This window comes from Cohnella sp. AR92, assembly GCF_003990975.1.
GTDB lineage: Bacteria > Bacillota > Bacilli > Paenibacillales > Paenibacillaceae > Cohnella.
Window position 1 is genome coordinate 53,918 of record NZ_RZJR01000004.1, and the last position, 14,976, is coordinate 68,893.

Annotated in this window: 20 protein-coding genes and 2 tRNA genes; 7 read left to right on the top strand and 15 right to left on the bottom strand. The window is 51.7% G+C overall.

Going from position 1 to position 14,976, the window contains the following annotated elements:
* Positions 1-108 precede the first annotated feature (108 nt).
* Entirely contained in the window at positions 109-855 is a 747-nt protein-coding gene (gene rph / locus ELR57_RS07340; RefSeq protein ID WP_126958383.1) for a ribonuclease PH, read from the top strand.
* Entirely contained in the window at positions 852-1,490 is a 639-nt protein-coding gene (locus ELR57_RS07345; protein WP_126958384.1) for an XTP/dITP diphosphatase, read from the top strand. Before rph ends, ELR57_RS07345 begins: the two co-directional genes overlap by 4 nt.
* 79 nt (positions 1,491-1,569) lie before the next feature.
* Here the strand turns inward: ELR57_RS07345 and asnB are convergent, their stop codons facing one another.
* A complete protein-coding gene (gene asnB, locus ELR57_RS07350) occupies positions 1,570-3,423 on the bottom strand; it encodes an asparagine synthase (glutamine-hydrolyzing) (RefSeq protein ID WP_126958385.1) in 1,854 nt (617 codons plus the stop codon).
* A 214-nt stretch (positions 3,424-3,637) separates the two neighbouring features.
* On the opposite strand from asnB, the gene ELR57_RS07355 reads away from it, so the two are divergent.
* From ELR57_RS07355 to ELR57_RS27805, 3 genes are read left to right on the top strand one after another with little or no spacing between them, the layout of a single operon-like run.
* Complete coding sequence (locus ELR57_RS07355) at positions 3,638-3,967, top strand: hypothetical protein (RefSeq protein WP_126958386.1); 330 nt, start codon at positions 3,638-3,640, stop codon at positions 3,965-3,967.
* A 20-nt stretch (positions 3,968-3,987) separates the two neighbouring features.
* A complete protein-coding gene (locus tag ELR57_RS07360) occupies positions 3,988-4,332 on the top strand; it encodes a hypothetical protein (protein ID WP_126958387.1) in 345 nt (114 codons plus the stop codon).
* Between the two features lie 19 nt (positions 4,333-4,351).
* Complete coding sequence (locus ELR57_RS27805; protein WP_158629955.1) at positions 4,352-4,489, top strand: hypothetical protein; 138 nt, start codon at positions 4,352-4,354, stop codon at positions 4,487-4,489.
* Between the two features lie 140 nt (positions 4,490-4,629).
* On the opposite strand, the gene ELR57_RS07365 is transcribed toward ELR57_RS27805, so the two are convergent.
* The 8 genes from ELR57_RS07365 to ELR57_RS28080 form a co-directional block, all read right to left on the bottom strand.
* Positions 4,630-5,241 (bottom strand): TVP38/TMEM64 family protein, encoded by a 612-nt coding sequence (locus ELR57_RS07365; protein WP_126958388.1) that lies wholly within the window; start codon positions 5,239-5,241, stop codon positions 4,630-4,632.
* A gap of 3 nt (positions 5,242-5,244) precedes the next feature.
* On the bottom strand, positions 5,245-5,667 hold the full coding sequence (locus ELR57_RS07370; protein ID WP_126958389.1) for an EamA family transporter: 423 nt from the start codon (positions 5,665-5,667) through the stop codon (positions 5,245-5,247).
* A gap of 25 nt (positions 5,668-5,692) precedes the next feature.
* A complete protein-coding gene (locus tag ELR57_RS07375; protein ID WP_126958390.1) occupies positions 5,693-6,109 on the bottom strand; it encodes a potassium channel family protein in 417 nt (138 codons plus the stop codon).
* Positions 6,110-6,208: 99 nt separating this feature from the next.
* Positions 6,209-7,042, bottom strand: coding sequence for a YihY/virulence factor BrkB family protein (locus tag ELR57_RS07380; protein ID WP_126958391.1), 834 nt, complete (start codon positions 7,040-7,042; stop codon positions 6,209-6,211).
* A 67-nt stretch (positions 7,043-7,109) separates the two neighbouring features.
* Positions 7,110-8,177, bottom strand: coding sequence for a hypothetical protein (locus tag ELR57_RS07385; protein ID WP_126958392.1), 1,068 nt, complete (start codon positions 8,175-8,177; stop codon positions 7,110-7,112).
* Positions 8,178-8,331: 154 nt separating this feature from the next.
* Positions 8,332-8,408 (bottom strand) — tRNA-Arg (locus ELR57_RS07390).
* Between the two features lie 70 nt (positions 8,409-8,478).
* Positions 8,479-9,039: a GNAT family N-acetyltransferase gene (locus ELR57_RS07395; RefSeq protein WP_158629956.1), complete on the bottom strand. Its 561-nt coding sequence runs from the start codon at positions 9,037-9,039 to the stop codon at positions 8,479-8,481.
* A 111-nt stretch (positions 9,040-9,150) separates the two neighbouring features.
* Positions 9,151-9,516, bottom strand: coding sequence for a hypothetical protein (locus ELR57_RS28080; RefSeq protein ID WP_192896542.1), 366 nt, complete (start codon positions 9,514-9,516; stop codon positions 9,151-9,153).
* A gap of 224 nt (positions 9,517-9,740) precedes the next feature.
* Between ELR57_RS28080 and ELR57_RS07400 the strand changes: the two genes are divergently transcribed.
* Complete coding sequence (locus ELR57_RS07400) at positions 9,741-10,052, top strand: DUF2642 domain-containing protein (RefSeq protein WP_370452227.1); 312 nt, start codon at positions 9,741-9,743, stop codon at positions 10,050-10,052.
* A gap of 110 nt (positions 10,053-10,162) precedes the next feature.
* Here ELR57_RS07400 and ELR57_RS07405 read toward each other — a convergent pair.
* The 5 genes from ELR57_RS07405 to ELR57_RS07425 form a co-directional block, all read right to left on the bottom strand.
* Positions 10,163-10,236, bottom strand: a tRNA-Gly gene (locus ELR57_RS07405).
* A gap of 540 nt (positions 10,237-10,776) precedes the next feature.
* Positions 10,777-10,956 carry a ribbon-helix-helix domain-containing protein gene (locus ELR57_RS07410; RefSeq protein ID WP_126958394.1) on the bottom strand — a complete coding sequence of 60 codons (180 nt, stop codon included), beginning with the start codon at positions 10,954-10,956 and terminating at the stop codon, positions 10,777-10,779.
* Complete coding sequence (locus ELR57_RS07415) at positions 10,953-11,333, bottom strand: hypothetical protein (protein WP_126958395.1); 381 nt, start codon at positions 11,331-11,333, stop codon at positions 10,953-10,955. Before ELR57_RS07415 ends, ELR57_RS07410 begins: the two co-directional genes overlap by 4 nt.
* Positions 11,333-11,938, bottom strand: a complete 606-nt coding sequence (locus tag ELR57_RS07420; protein WP_126958396.1) for a hypothetical protein — start codon at positions 11,936-11,938, stop codon at positions 11,333-11,335. Before ELR57_RS07420 ends, ELR57_RS07415 begins: the two co-directional genes overlap by 1 nt.
* A gap of 412 nt (positions 11,939-12,350) precedes the next feature.
* Positions 12,351-13,328 carry a hypothetical protein gene (locus ELR57_RS07425; protein WP_126958397.1) on the bottom strand — a complete coding sequence of 326 codons (978 nt, stop codon included), beginning with the start codon at positions 13,326-13,328 and terminating at the stop codon, positions 12,351-12,353.
* A gap of 146 nt (positions 13,329-13,474) precedes the next feature.
* Between ELR57_RS07425 and ELR57_RS07430 the strand changes: the two genes are divergently transcribed.
* A complete protein-coding gene (locus ELR57_RS07430; RefSeq protein ID WP_126958398.1) occupies positions 13,475-13,816 on the top strand; it encodes a helix-turn-helix domain-containing protein in 342 nt (113 codons plus the stop codon).
* Positions 13,817-13,876: 60 nt separating this feature from the next.
* Here the strand turns inward: ELR57_RS07430 and ELR57_RS07435 are convergent, their stop codons facing one another.
* A complete protein-coding gene (locus ELR57_RS07435; protein WP_126958399.1) occupies positions 13,877-14,437 on the bottom strand; it encodes an NUMOD4 domain-containing protein in 561 nt (186 codons plus the stop codon).
* Positions 14,438-14,976 lie beyond the last annotated feature (539 nt).

Genomic DNA, 14,976 nt, shown 5'->3' on the forward strand with positions numbered 1-14,976 from the left:
TCCGGATATCATGCCGAGCATGCGAAGATCGCGAAGTGCTTTTGCCGAAGGACTTTGGTAAAATGGGATAGGTCTGACGATAGATCAGAGAGTTCAGGAGGAATCAAGATGCGATCCGACGGAAGGCAACCCCGCGATCTGCGGCCGTTCGCCATTACGCTTCATCCGAATAAATATGCGGAAGGCTCTGTGCTTATCGAGATGGGCGATACGAAGGTGCTTTGCACCGCCACGATTGAAGAGAAAGTGCCGCCATTCCTGAAGGGCCAGGGCAAGGGCTGGATCAACGCCGAATATTCCATGCTTCCTAGGGCGACCCAAACTCGCAACCCGCGCGAGTCGGTAAGGGGCAAGCTTGGCGGCCGTACCATGGAGATCCAGCGGCTTATCGGGCGGGCGCTGCGCTCGATCGTGAACCTGGAAGCGCTTGGGGAACGAACGATCATGCTGGATTGCGACGTGCTTCAGGCCGACGGCGGAACGCGCACGACCTCGATCACCGGCTCGTTCATCGCGTTGGCGCTAGCCTTACATAAGCTGGCGGAAGCCGGCAAGTTCAACAAATACCCGATCACGGATTATCTGGCGTCCGTCAGCGTCGGCTTGCTGGACGGACAAACTCTGCTGGATCTTAACTATGAGGAAGATTCCAAAGCGAAGGTGGACATGAACGTCGTCATGACGGGAGAAGGGGCCTTCGTCGAGCTGCAGGGCACGGGAGAGGATTCTCCGTTCACCCGGCAGGAGCTGGATTCGCTCCTCGAGATTGCCGAAGGCGGCATCGAGCGCTTGATCGCCTGGCAGCGGGAAGTGCTGGGAGAAGCGGGACGCCGTATCGGGGAGGGACGGGCATGATCGCTGCGGGAGATACCTTGCTGATCGCGACCCGCAACGCGGGGAAGACGAAGGAGTTCGCTCAAGCCTTCGCCGCGATCGGCGTGACCGTTAAGGATCTGAGAGAGGTCGATTCCATCCCGGAGATCGATGAGACGGGGACGACCTTCGCGGAGAACGCCCTGATCAAAGCGAAGACGGTCGCCGACCTAACCGGCTTGCCGGTGCTGGCGGACGATTCGGGGCTGTGCGTCGATGCGCTTGGGGGCGATCCGGGCGTTTATTCGGCTCGATATGCGGGAGAGAAAGCGACGGATTCGGAGAACAACGCCAAGCTGCTGAGGGAGCTTGGCGCGCTGTCTGAACGGCCCGCTGTCGAAGAGGAAGGGCCGGAGGGCAAGCGGCTGCTCAGCTCCGCCCGCTTCGTGGCTTCCCTCGTGCTGTACGAACCGGCTACGGGAGAGAAGACGGTCGCGGAAGGGGCTGTCTACGGCTTCATTATGGACAGCGCCAGCGGAGAGGGGGGCTTCGGCTACGATCCTCTGTTCTACGTTCCGGAGTTCCGCCAATCGATGGCCGAGATGAGCGTGGCCCAGAAGAACAAGATCAGCCATCGGGGACAAGCTTTGCGAGCGCTCCTGGAGAAGCTTCGTTAAATGACAAGTGGGGTTGCGCCAAGGCCATACGGGCCAGGCGGCAACCCCCATTTCGTTTCGTAAGGCGGGTTTTGCTCGGTCAGACGATCTTCACCTTGTAATGGCGAAGCCAGAAATCGAACTGCAGCAGGTACGCGAACAGCTGCGGCGCGGACATCAACTGACCGAACCAAGGCAGATGGGAGGACGTATCCGCGGTCACCGCCATCTCTCGGACCTTCTGCACGTTGATGAGCGGCAGAAGCGGCGAGGAGGAATCCTCCAGCTTCTCCAGCAGCATGCCGCGAACGGCATTCAGATAGCCGGGGTTGTGGGTCTTCGGATAAGGACTTTTCTTCCGGTACAGAACCTCTTCGGGAAGGGCTCCCGTCAGGGCTTTGCGGAGGATGCCTTTCTCCCGGCCTCCGGCCATCTTCAGCTCCCAAGGAATATTGAAGACGTAATCCACCAGCCGATGGTCGCAATAAGGGACCCTTACTTCCAAGCCGACCGCCATGCTCATCCGGTCCTTGCGATCAAGCAACGTCGGCATGAAGCGGCTGATGCTCAGGTAGGACATCGTTCTCATTCGGCGCTCCGCGTCGCTCTCCCCGGGAAGAAGGGGGACCTCCGCCAAGGCTTCCGAGTAACGATCGCCCAGATATTCCATCGGACGGGATTTCTCTCTCAGCTCGTCGGACATGACGCTCTCCCGGAGCTCGGGGAACAGGGACCATCCGAAGGTCTGGGCGTTCAATGCTTCCGGGCGATGGAACCAAGGGTAGCCCCCGAAGATCTCGTCGGCGGCTTCGCCCGAGAGGGCGACCGTGGCTCCTTTCTTGATCTCCCGGCAGAACAAATACAAGGATGCGTCGATATCCGCCATGCCGGGGGAATCCTTCGCCAGGACGGCCGCTTCCAACGCCGAGACGAGCTCCGGCGTATCGAACTTCACCTCATGATGCTCGGTGTCGAGGTACTCCTGCATCCTCTTGATCCAGGGGGCGTCGGAGTTCGGCTGATAAGCGTGCGCCGTGAAATATTTGTCGTTATCGACGTAATCGACGGAGTAGGTGTGAACCCGATCCTGGCCGGTCTGTGCGTAATATTGCACAGAATAGGACGTGAGGGCGCTGGAATCGAGTCCGCCGGAGAGGAGGGTGCAGATAGGAACATCGGACACCAACTGGCGTTCGACCGTATCGTAGAGCAGCTCCGCTACTCGCTCGGCCGTCTTCTCCTCGCTATCCTCGTGCGTCCGGCTCTCCAGTTGCCAGTACGGCGAGATTCTCATCCCGTCGCGGTTGTATACGAGACAATGCCCGGCTCTCAGCTCCGACATATCCTTCCAGATCCCTTGGCCGGGCGTTCGCGCCGGTCCGATGATGAAGAGCTCCGCGAGCCCTTCGCTGTCGATCTCCGCCGGCACGTCCGGATGGGCGAGGATCGCTTTCGGCTCGGAGCCGAACAGCAGGCGCCCTTCCTCGCGGCGGTAGAACAACGGCTTCACCCCAAGCCGGTCCCGCGCCATGAACAGCTGCTGCTTCTCCGTCTCCCAGATCGCGAAAGCGAAGATTCCATTGAATTTGTCGAGACAATCCGGTCCCCATTCCACATACGAGAGAAGAAGTACCTCCGTGTCGCAAGCGGTGCGGAACCGATGTCCCAGCGATTCAAGCTCCCTTCTCAGTTCGGGAGCGTTGTAGAGTTCTCCGTTGTAGACCAGCACGCAGTCGTGCTCTTCCGCATGCTTGGATGCCCTGACCATCGGCTGGGCGCCGCCGACAGGATCGATGACGCTTAATCGGCGATGGCCGAAGGCGGCATGGCGCGACAGCCATGTTCCGGATGCGTCCGGTCCGCGCAGCTCCATCGTCGTCGTCATTTTCTCAACCGTATCCTTGTGCCGCGTCAGATCCTCGTGCCAGTCAATCCAGCCCGTTATCCCGCACATTCATGCATTCCTCCCCAGAGATCGGCAACAGCCGACGTCAACCAAAAGAAACCGAGATAAACATCCCGCTTACACCATATTCCGATGAACGCCGTTTTGCCCCTCGAGTCATGAAAGTAGAGGTAGCAAGCGACATAAGTTCGCTGGAAATGGGACAAGATGAATGGGAGCAAGCTCACGATTCTGGAGTAGTCAGGGAGGGAGGATCGCCGAATTGGATTCTCAAACCGAGGAGAGAGTCTCGGGCTCAAGCGCCGCGGAAAGCCGCAAAACTTACTATGTGGCGGTCGGAGCCGGACAGATACAGCGGGATAAGGAAGCGGCTCCGTTCGAATTCGCGATCCGCGCGAACGAGGAAGAGTTGAACAAGCTTCAGGAGGCGTTCGAAGAGTTGGCCGGCTCCGACGAGCCTGCGATGCGATCGGCAAATGCCGAGACGAGCCAAGCTTCCGATCGTTCCTTCAAGAAGGTCTATCGAAAGCTTTACGAGCTGGGGACGGAAGAGACCAAGCGGCACATCGAGTCCAACGGCATTCTCGATTAAGCGGGCGGGGGAGGACTCGGATGATTACGATTCGGAACGCCGAATTCCGCCGCATTCTCGACAGAGGGGGCCAGCGCTTCGCCGAGATCGAGCTGGATACCGATCAGGCAAGCACTCCCCGCCTGCTCGCTTACTTCCGCAAGGAAGGGAACGGGCGCTACCAATTGGTGCGCATCATGGCCGACGATTCGGCCAGGGAGACGGAGAAGGAATCCTACGCGCATTCTTATGCGGACGGTTCGGATGTCACTTCACTGCTGTTCGCCGGTCCCAGCCATGGGGGGACGGAGGATCGCGTGCAGTTCGGCTATCAAATTCTAGATTTCGGAGATATTCGCAGGCAACTGGACAATCAGCTTCAATAAGCTCCTAGGAGGCGAAGAAATGGCGCAGAAACGCAAGAAGAACAAAGGCAACGAATACGCGGAACGCGGGGAAGAATTCGCCGAGAACGTCATCAAACAAACGAACAGCGGCACGCATCCCGCCCAGAACGCTCCGGCGACTCCGCACAACCGCTAGAACGGCAAACCGCCCGCGAACGAGGCTTCGCGGGCGGTTTTTTATGAGGAGCATAGAGTTTATGAATGCTCGGAAGAGCTCGTTGCGCTATAGAAGAGCCTGCCTATGTATCCGATCGCCTAAGCCTGCGAAGACGACAATCATGCCGTCTTGTCCTTCAACCATATCCGATAGCCTCCGTAGCCGGCCAAGAAGACAGCCGCATAAGCCCCGAGGAACAGCAGGAAGCTGCTCAGATCCGTGAACATGCTTTTCCCGATGTAGGAGAACAGCAGAATGGAAGGAATCTTGCCCAAGGCGGACGCGATCAGGTAAGGCCATAAGCGGATCGAAGTGAACGCCGGGTAAATATTGACCAGAGCCTGAGGGACAAGCGGAATAAGCCTCGCGGCCAGGACGGCCAGGAACGGACGGCTCTCCATCGCCTTCTCCAGCTTGGCCATCCCTTCGAATCGGTTCAGATGGCGTCTTGCCGGCTCTCGAAACAAGTAGCGGGACAGAACGAAGACGAGCACCGAAGCGGTAGAAGCGGCCAGCCAACTGATAAAGGCGCCCGTGAGCGGCCCGAGCACCATTCCGAGCGTTCCGATAACGACCTTATAAGGAATGACGGGGACAAGTACGAGAGCCAGGGCAATGAGATAGATGGTGCCGTATCCGGCCTCGGAGATAAAGGACAGAAGCTCGTTGCGATAAACGGCGATAGCCCCTATGAACAGCAGAGCAAGAAGAGCGGTTATCCATCTTCTCATCGGTCAGTTGAGCGCGGCCAGAATGGCTCCGACCGCGATAAGGCCGATGCCGATCCCGTTGACCAAGCTGATTTTCTCCCCGAGGAACACGAGCGCGAGCAGAACGGCGAAGACGACGCTAAGCTTATCGATCGGACCGACCTGCGAGACTTTCCCGTTCTTGAGGGCGATAAAGTAGAACAGCCAAGACAAAGCTCCCGCCATTCCGCTAAGGACGATAAAGAGCAGAGCGCGCCGATTGCCGAGAATCTCCCCGAGCTGGGCCGTTCGTCCCTGGAAGAAGACGACCGCCACCAGGAACACGGCCATGATGACGGAGCGGATCGCGGTGGCGGCGTTCGCATCCAAGCCTTTGAGGCCGATCTTGCCGAAGATCGCGACCAATGCCGCCATGACGGCGGACAGCAACGCATAAACGAGCCACATGGCTGTGCATTCCCTCCTGCTGGGGTCATTCTTTCGACCGGGGCTTGGGTTTGTCGGGCTGATCCTCGCTTGCCTTCGCCATCTTGGAATTCTTCTTAGCGGAGTCCTTCTCCTCCCTGGGATTCTTGGAGAAGTGGATTCCCCTCCCGACGAAGAAGATGACTCCGAAGACGATGCCGATTCCCGCCAGCGTATAAATCATCGTAAAGATCTTCCCGAAGGCCGTCTCGGGAGCCAGATCGCCCGCGCCGACCGTCGTTAAGGTCATGACGCTGAAGTAGAGGGCATCCAGGTAAGAGAAGTGCTCGACTTCATGGTAGAACAGCGTTCCGGACAGAAGCATCAGCAAGGTGGTCAGGAACAGATTGCGGAACCGCTTATCCTTGAAGGAATGCCATAGTCCCGTGAGCATGCGTTTGAGGGTCAAGATAAAGGAGACCATGACGCCTTCCTCCCCGCCGTATAAATAGGTTCTTTCGGATATGTTACCTTACTTTCCGAGAGCTAAGCAATCCAGCATGTTCCAATTGTCGGATTCGTTCTATTTCTGCCGCTTATGGTTCGCGTATTCGGCATTCAGGATGCCTCCGGTCAGCATGATGATGGAACTGATATAAAGCCAGATCAGCAGGACGATAACCCCGCCTAGGCTCCCGTAGGTTCGGCTGAAGCTGCCGAAGTTATTGACGTAGAAGGAGAACAGAAGCGAGGAGACGATCCAGCCGACCGAAGCGAAGACGGAACCCGGCATGACTTCGGACCAGGATAACCGGCGGTCGGGTGCCATTCGGTAGAGAAGGAGGAAGACGCAGAAAAGCACGACGACCGGCACGCATACCTGAAGGATGGACCATACTCGCGACCAGGACTCCGGAGCGTTCAGCCGGGTAAGGAGATCGTTCTCGATCGTCTTGCCGAAGACGAGCAGCGCCATGCTGACGAGAATGATCGCGGCCAGCACGAGGGTAGAGAGCATCGAGATTCCGCGCACTTTCCAGAGCGGGCGAGTTTCCTTCTCTCCATAGGCTTTGTTTAGACCCTTGATCATTGCGTTGATCGCGCCGGACGCCGTCCAGATCGTGCCGACCAGGCCGAAGGACAGCAGCGCGCCGCTCTGATTGGCGGTCACCTCTTGCACGACGTCCCGGACGGAACTCCCCGTGGCGCTGGGCAGCAAGCGGACCAGAATGTCCATCAGCGACTCGGCGGACAGCCGGAAGTAACCGATCAAGCTGAACAGGAAGATGAGGAATGGGAAGAAGGACAAGATAAGATAATAGCTTAGCTGCGCGCCCAGAGAGATGACATCCGTCTCGCGGAATTTCTCGATCAGGCTTCGGATCCGGCGCGGCAGCCGATTCAACAGCGATTTCATGACGACGCCTCCAGTCACCGGTAATGGGAGCGGCGAGATACTTGGCTTTAGCATAGTCTAACGGATGTCAATCTATGATGGGGCTCTTCGATGCTCCCTCAATCCGTGCGGCGTTCACCGCTCGAACGAATTCGCCCGGCTCGTCGACGGCGAGGTAGATCGCGCTCGCGGATCGAGGCAGGAACAGCAAGCCATTCGCTTGCAGAGGTTTGTCTAGCTCGATACTAACGTTAGGCACAGCCAGCGGAGGAGAGATCGCTCGGCGAAGCTCGGCTCCCGAGGGGCGATACTCCGCGGAACTCTCCGCATGGAGGATTAGATCCACAGGGACATCCGCCTGCAGACGCAAGCCATATCGAATTCGCAACACCCCGTCGCTTAGGACAATCGGCTGTAGAACGGACGCCCGATAATCCGCCCAGAGGAGGCCCAGAAGCCATAGATCCGCGACGGATAGAAACCACGCCGCCCATGCAGACCATTGCAGGAGCAGGAAATGCATGGCGACGCCTTCGAATACGATTAGATGGGTAATCCCGATGGCATACAGCGTTAGACCGGATTTACGGTGGTAAGTGTAGGAAGAAGCGGACGGTCCCCATTGCCTTTTTCCCCGTCCCCAGGAGAAAAACAAATAGTACAGCATGCTGATATCGTGCAGAAGCAAGCTGGCCGTCCGTCCGTTGCCGAAGCTTTCATACATGGCAGTACGCAGGGCTTCTCCCTTATTGGGCTCCCGCTTGGACACTTCTCGGAAGCGCTTTGCGAAACGATAGGCCAGACGGAGTTCGAAGCCGATAACGGCCAGCTCCAGGAGAATGAAGAAGGCTTCGAGGGGCCAAGCAGCTTTCCAGATTTCGCTTCTCATGGACGCAGGCACGGCGATCCAAGCGGCTGCGGCCCCTACGATCGCGAGCGGAGCGGCCTTCCGGATGGACTTGCCTTGTTTTCTCAAGAGGAGGAGCCAGCAAAGGAAAGGAACGACAAGCATATAATCGAACAAGACGGCGTAAAGAACGAGAGGATCGCCGTTTAGCGAAGGAGTTCTCGCCGCGAATGCGTCCACGGTCAGGATGACGAGAACCAATAGGCCCAATACGAAATAATTGGATCGTTGAAGCTTGATCGCGTTCATCGTATTCTCCCCTTCTCATGAATTCTAGCTATATTATAGTTCATTCTAGAGGCTAACCTGTAATCGGAAGCACGAAAAAACCTCGGAAACCCTTGCAGAACAAGGTGACCGAGGTTTTTGGTATGTTTAGCCGGCTTATTGAATCTGGATCAAATGGCGTCCCAGGAGGGATTCGAACCCCCGACAACTCGCTTAGAAGGCGAGTGCTCTATCCGACTGAGCTACTGGGACACAGCCAGATTATATTAACACAGCCCGCTCAGAAGCTCAAGTACAATTTTGGGAAAATCGGAACGTAAATCTACACGGGCTTTCGCATATGGCGGAATAAATGCTTATTGATGGTGATGTCTTTGTCCTGCTCATAGCCAAGCCTGCGGTAAAGCGCATGCGCCTTCTCGTTGTCGTAATCTACGTTTAAGGCGATTCGGTCGCAGCCCCTTTGGGCGGCCCAACGTTCGGCGGCGCGCAGCAGTTCGGTGCCGTAGCCTCTCCCTGCGTATTCCTCGAAGACGGCGACGGAATCGATGTAGAATTCGTCGGTGTCGGCCTCGACATCCAGAGCGATGTCGGGGTTGCCCGTTCGAAGTTTAAGCTCCTCCAGAAGGGGCTTGTCCAACGCGGCGGCGTCTTGGCCGCGGTAGCAGAGGATCATGCCGGCTACTTCGCCGTCCGCTTCTTTGACAAGGACGTTGCGGTAGCTGAAGCGGTTGCCTTCCATTCGATAGAATCGCTTCAGCTTGCCGGCGGCTTTCTCCTCCGTATCCTCGCCGGTCAATTGTTCGGCTATATCGTGTATGGCTCTAACGATGAGTTCGATTACGGGTTGTTCATCGCCTAACGCAGCCTGTCGAATCGTCATGAAGTCTGTCTCCCTTGGAATCGGATTGTTTCGCATAGATGGTTGTCCTTAGGCTCGGGCAAGAGAAGGGCGGAGCGGATTCGCGATCCGCGCCGCCCCGTCTTGAGCAGCTCAGGCGTTATTTTCTTCCGTCCGATGCCCGACACCGCCATGGAATCCAGGCCCTGGGCCGGGGAATCCGGGTCCTGGACCCGGACCGTGAAAGCCAGGACCCGGGAACGGACCCGGACCATGGAAGCCAGGACCCGGGAACGGACCCGGACCGTGAAAGCCCGGACCCGGGAAGAACGGTCCGACCGGACCTACCGGGAACGGAAGCAAGGCAGGCGAATAAGGGTACGGATAAGGATAGGGCGGGTAAGGCGGATAAGGATACGGCGGATAGGGGCCGAACGGACCTCCGAACGGACCGCCGAGCGGACCTCCGAACGGACCGCCGAGCGGACCCCCGATGGGGCCAAGTGGGCCGAGAGCCATAGCAACTCCTCCATTATCGTGATGATAACAGCCTATGCCTATCCCTGCCTCCGTGACACTAGCCGCTGTCTCGAAAGCCGAGTCCGAGTCCGGCCTTATTAGAACCAAGATATTATATAGTAAGAAATTCCTGACGGCATGGCGCTAAATGGGTTTATGCCCATGTACCGGCAATGGGCTGGAGCATACAATAGGTCGAAACCCATCCTGAAGGAGTGAACTTTTTGTATCATACGTTCGTAAACCCGGCGGCCCAGCAAGTTTCTCCGGCGCAAGTTTCTCCCGCGCAAGTTTCTCCCGCGCAAGTCTCCCCTGCCCAGAACGTCGTGCCGGTACAGACCGTGTCCCTGGTAGACCCGTATGTCGTGGAAACGTTGAGGCGCTTGATCGGGCACTGCGTTTATTTCGAGACGACAAGGGGAAGGATCGAAGGCACCATCCTGGATGTCAAGCCGGATCACGTCCTTCTGCAGCTATCGCATAATCGCCAGGCTTGCGTAAGAATCGCGGAGATCGTATGGACGATGCCGCTCTAATCCTACCGCTAGACAGGGCTGCCGGGGGCAGCCCCTTTTTCTCAACCGCAAGGGTTGTCCAAAATAAGAAAAAAGCCTTGCGGCGCAAGGCTTCTGGTCGATTATCGGATTGGAGCGGGTGATGGGAATCGAACCCACGCCTCAAGCTTGGGAAGCTGGCGTTCTGCCATTGAACTACACCCGCAAAAAACAGCTATGGATAATGTAACGTATTGCTTGAGAAAACTCAAGTCAGCCAACCGTTTTCGGAGACAAACACACTAGCCATTTGATGAACTTGGTCAAGATTATATAGCGTCTTACTCGGCTTGTCTAGTGTCTTTAAACGAAGAAAAAAGCTAGTGTCTTGATGGAACGGGGGAGGGGGGATTTCATCTCTAATCGTTGAAATGACGATTTTTATTCTGTCGCACCTCCACATACATATCAAACCTTCTTGAATGTATTATGCCAATTGGTGCCATAGAAGGGACTATTACATATGCGATGAAATAAGCTCTACCTCACAAAAAAAGTTTGACCCTAATGATATATTCAACTCGTTCGGAAAGGCGTCTATACGGCTCTGTGAGGCGCTTTAAGATATTTTGAAAGGAATTTGTGCAGGACATAACTTCGGCAGTTATTGTAGGGCTTACGGAGCGTTAATGAGGTGTTGTGTTTTTTTTGAAGCTAGGACGCTAACAGAAAACAAAAAAAGCCCCTGTTCAAGGCTTTGTTTTGGTTAAGGTTGTAGTTCTCGCTCGATAAGGTCACAATATCCTCTTAAGATTCCGTTGTCTTTTTCTGCTCTTGCCTTAATCAGCTTACGAACGACCTCAGAGCGTGAAATGCCATAACTCAATGCCAATAGCTTCAACATCTTATCGCTGTAGTCATCCAAGGTCAAATTAACATTTCTCATGACTTCTTCCCCCCGACTACAGAAATCATCTTCTTAACTGTTATAATTTCTCTTTGAGTGTCTAAGCCCGGATTCCTGCCTGAGTCGCGGAGTTTAACCAATATATCCGGCACTACCTCGGCAGAGATTAGAACTGTTCTTTCCGGCGTGAATCTCGTCTCCTTGATGTTCACGCTCATGGCTTCCTTGAATGTTAAGTTGCCCGCTGTAATCATATCCAACGACTCCTTCTCGATACCCCATTGAACAGCAAGAGCGGCATAGTCAAAGGCTAATGAGTCCCTTTTGCCCCCAAAGTCAATGAAGCCTTCCGGTTTGACTCTGTGCAATGTGTATTCTTCAAGCTGGTATGAATTTAATATTGTTACTTTATCCATTATTCTCCCCCTAATCGTAAATGTGCGAATGGCTTTCTTGACTGACTCGCAACTGATAAGAAAATAGCTTCCTTGTCGGCGGGATTAGCTACTACACCGACACCGCCAAATATGACTTCATTAAAGATTCGAGCAACACTCTTGCCCATGTATTGCTTACCCACATATGGAATGACACCTAGTTTTTCGGCTGTTGCATGGTCGAGTGTTTTGCCGCCGAGCGAATAGCTGGCGTTCTTGTAATAGCACTCCATCGACAGTTTTAAATCGCCGGAAGAAGCCTTTGCCTTTATCTCTTTGGCAAGGTTAGGATAGGTATACTTCCAGATGACGCCTGTTGCTTCAATATAGCCGACCCCGTTCGCGTATTCTTTATATACACTGTTGAGAATGGTTCCAATAACAGGTTGTCCGTGTTCCCAATTAATCGGTTTGTTTTTCGGCGTATACTGTGCTTGCTTAAGAACTTCGTTTGTGAATGTATCTCCATTTGCGTTCTGTTTCGCGTGACAGAGAATAAAGCGAATTATCATTAAATCGGGGTCATGAGACACTTCTTCATAGCCGCCTATTGCTAACTCAAACTTACAGTAATTGTTGTTCACTGTTTCACCGCCTTCATACGTTAAATAAATACGTTAGGAAAGGCTTACGCCTGTCCCTTGGAGGTCATAATGAAAGCTACGCAAAAATCTATGTCGCAAGGTCAGCCCTTACGTTCTGGAACCGGGAACCAGTCCGGTTCCTTTTTGGAAGGAGCCATTAACAAGGAGAACCAGTTTAACCCTTGTTAAATGACGTTTGCAAGGAGTGAATAAGGCTCCTTGCATTAGGAGATATATCAGGGATAGGCTCCCTCAAGCCCACTACTGATATGTGAAAGGATAAGTACTTCTTGTCCTAGAATCATAACTTCCTAATATTCTGTTTTTATGCGCTGTTGCGTATCCAATCGTGCATATTTACATGATTCATAACAAAAGGCAACCAGATTGAATGGTTGCCCGAGGATATTATTTATTTGTTGTAGAGGGCTAAATAGTCAACATTTTCATCACTATCGAGATGTGCAAGATATAAATCATAATCATCCTCAACATCAAATGTTTCCATTGGGACATCATTGAAGTATCCCGAATCAGGGTACGGTTCTTTAAAAAAGTCTCTGAATTGCTCATATGTATATTTATTATCTGCATTGTACTCTATGCCATTAACAATTCCGTTTACAAGGAGATATGATATATCTCCATACGTTATCTTTTCATCGTACTTTAAAAATGAAAACATATTATTAGGATTGGGCTTGCCAGGCTCGCCTAATGATTTGATTATTTCCTCACTTGTTGCACCGATTCCAAATCGGCTATCAAAAACTTTGCCAGAAGTAAAAGATTGGAATGAATTTCTATCACCGCTCTCATTGGCATTATTAATAAAATCAGTATTGTTTTCATCACTACCCTCAATTGCATCGCTTTTAGGAGTTTCGATATTATTGTTAAGTGATGAATGAGTCGGTTCTTGACTTTGTTCCTCAATAGCCTTGACAGCATCTATGTTTTTAGTTACTGATGGCTCGTTATTTAAAGTCATTTGATGAATTTCCAACCACTTTTTATAAATATCGCTGTTAACGTCATCAGGTGGGTACTTCCGTGCAGGGCATTTGTTGCACTTCATTACCCATTCTCCCATAGGCGAATCTTTGAGGTTTTTGTGCATTTCCACATCAATTTCAGAAACTCCAAGCCCATAGACCTCAACATAGCCTGTTAAATTGTATTTAATAAAATCATCAGTCTGGCTAATCTTCTCCACTTTGGCATCTGCAATTTCAATATCTTTAGGATATTCTATTAGCATTTCAGCAAAGTAGGGCTTGCTAGCATTGATAACTTCGTTGTCAATCTTACTAGAAGCCCAGTTAGTCGCAATGACGATGATGATTAATACGAACAATAGAACCCCGCCGATTATGAACTTCTTCTTCACCCAAAGTCACCTACCTTTTTTATCCATAATGTGATTTTAGCAAAAACATACACTGTTGACTATGGCCTTATCGAAACATAGCCTATTGTTTATGTAACTCTCTATTAGGCTTCCGTAACCTTGGATATAGCAAGGAGGTTAGCCGAATGGATGACTTTGGAAGGTTGCTTGGGGAACGGATTCGGTCATTTAGAAAACGCAAGGGTTTAAGTCAAGAGGAATTAGCTCACCGCGCTACATTTTCTACTTCTTTTATTAGTGATATTGAGCGAGGGATTAAATCACCAACAATGGAAAGTATGTATAAGATATCTACGGCACTGGACATATCTTTAGAAGAACTGTTCATCAAATTTCAACCGATAAAGAAAACGCCAGAGGGTGAATTGGTCGATTCAATTATTCGTAAGGTCAACAATCTACCAATGAAAGAACTCCAATCCGTAAATTCCATACTTGAATTGCTTGTTAATTTCAGAGCTAGATGAGAAGGAGCCTTTTAGTTTGGCTCCTTATTTTTTAGACCGGATTAGGCTATTACATTCATTTTAACAAATTATGTATTTATTTAAATCAATTTCTGCATTGGCTACTTTTCTTACAAATCTAGGATGAATATTAAACTTTTTCGCTAGTGCGTGTTGGTTATACTCTTCATCATGTGGAGTGTATACTTCGTAAATGTAAAGCACATCGTCAAGGGATAACTTGGTTCTACGCAGGCCCTTTCCCCATGAGTGACTTATGTTTTCCAAACTTGTCACCCAACATAGATTAGAAACTATATTATTGTTCTTCCTTCCATCAATATGATTAACTTGAGGTTTATCTTCTGGGTTCGGAATAAATGCTTGTGCAACAAGCCTATGAACCCGCTTTGATACTTTTGTTCCATGCTTAGATAAGCTAACAATTAAGTAACCATCCTTATCCTGTCGCAAAGAGCGTAGTTTGCCCTTTATAGGTATAGGTATTACAACTTTATTTCCCGACTGTTCTCGGTAAATAATTCTGTCAAGGCTTCTGACTCTGCCATAGCTACTTACTTCATACACTCCTTCATATCCAACAACTTCCTTCCATGATTCTTGTTCGTAAATGTCATTCATTATAGATACATCTCCTATTTTATATTCGCCAGCGTCTTGCTTGACGTGTTGTGTAACCCGCCGCGAATATCGGAGAATACTTTATTACATTACTGTAATGAAGGGTACTCATATCCATGTTTAACATTTCCGCTTTTACAATTCGTAGAACGTAGTAATGGTTGTTTTCCTGACTACATAGTCAATGTAATTTACGATTGCCTGAACGATATTTGATTGCTTTTTCTGATTTGCAAACGGGCTATAACAATACTCTGACTGACTATGTAAATAACTTTTAAGTCTTTTCTCCTGAATCTTACCGCACACTCAATTAAGCTTGACTCTTAACAGGCGGTAAGATGAACTCGACTTGTCAAAGTAATTACAATCAGCCCATTGGCAAGTCGAGCATTATAGATATTAAAATTATCAATTATCTTTATGTAATTTCTTCTACTTGACTGACAATGCCTTTTACTCGTCAATCACGAAATGGTGAACATGCTTGATATGATTGACGAGGCATATGCTTCGCATTTGCTGTGTTAAAATCTTTC

Excerpts from the sequence above, each read along its gene's own strand:
- rph (WP_126958383.1), top strand. The coding sequence starts at position 109 with ATGCGATCCGACGGAAGGCAACCCCGCGATCTGCGGCCGTTCGCCATT.
- ELR57_RS07345 (WP_126958384.1), top strand. The coding sequence starts at position 852 with ATGATCGCTGCGGGAGATACCTTGCTGATCGCGACCCGCAACGCGGGG.
- asnB (WP_126958385.1), bottom strand. The coding sequence starts at position 3,423 with ATGTGCGGGATAACGGGCTGGATTGACTGGCACGAGGATCTGACGCGG.
- ELR57_RS07360 (WP_126958387.1), top strand. The coding sequence starts at position 3,988 with ATGATTACGATTCGGAACGCCGAATTCCGCCGCATTCTCGACAGAGGG.
- ELR57_RS27805 (WP_158629955.1), top strand. The coding sequence starts at position 4,352 with ATGGCGCAGAAACGCAAGAAGAACAAAGGCAACGAATACGCGGAACGC.
- ELR57_RS07365 (WP_126958388.1), bottom strand. The coding sequence starts at position 5,241 with ATGAGAAGATGGATAACCGCTCTTCTTGCTCTGCTGTTCATAGGGGCT.
- ELR57_RS07370 (WP_126958389.1), bottom strand. The coding sequence starts at position 5,667 with ATGTGGCTCGTTTATGCGTTGCTGTCCGCCGTCATGGCGGCATTGGTC.
- ELR57_RS07375 (WP_126958390.1), bottom strand. The coding sequence starts at position 6,109 with ATGGTCTCCTTTATCTTGACCCTCAAACGCATGCTCACGGGACTATGG.
- ELR57_RS07380 (WP_126958391.1), bottom strand. The coding sequence starts at position 7,042 with ATGAAATCGCTGTTGAATCGGCTGCCGCGCCGGATCCGAAGCCTGATC.
- ELR57_RS07385 (WP_126958392.1), bottom strand. The coding sequence starts at position 8,177 with ATGAACGCGATCAAGCTTCAACGATCCAATTATTTCGTATTGGGCCTA.
- ELR57_RS07395 (WP_158629956.1), bottom strand. The coding sequence starts at position 9,039 with ATGACGATTCGACAGGCTGCGTTAGGCGATGAACAACCCGTAATCGAA.
- ELR57_RS28080 (WP_192896542.1), bottom strand. The coding sequence starts at position 9,516 with ATGGCTCTCGGCCCACTTGGCCCCATCGGGGGTCCGCTCGGCGGTCCG.
- ELR57_RS07410 (WP_126958394.1), bottom strand. The coding sequence starts at position 10,956 with ATGAGAAATGTTAATTTGACCTTGGATGACTACAGCGATAAGATGTTG.
- ELR57_RS07415 (WP_126958395.1), bottom strand. The coding sequence starts at position 11,333 with ATGGATAAAGTAACAATATTAAATTCATACCAGCTTGAAGAATACACA.
- ELR57_RS07430 (WP_126958398.1), top strand. The coding sequence starts at position 13,475 with ATGGATGACTTTGGAAGGTTGCTTGGGGAACGGATTCGGTCATTTAGA.
- ELR57_RS07435 (WP_126958399.1), bottom strand. The coding sequence starts at position 14,437 with ATGAATGACATTTACGAACAAGAATCATGGAAGGAAGTTGTTGGATAT.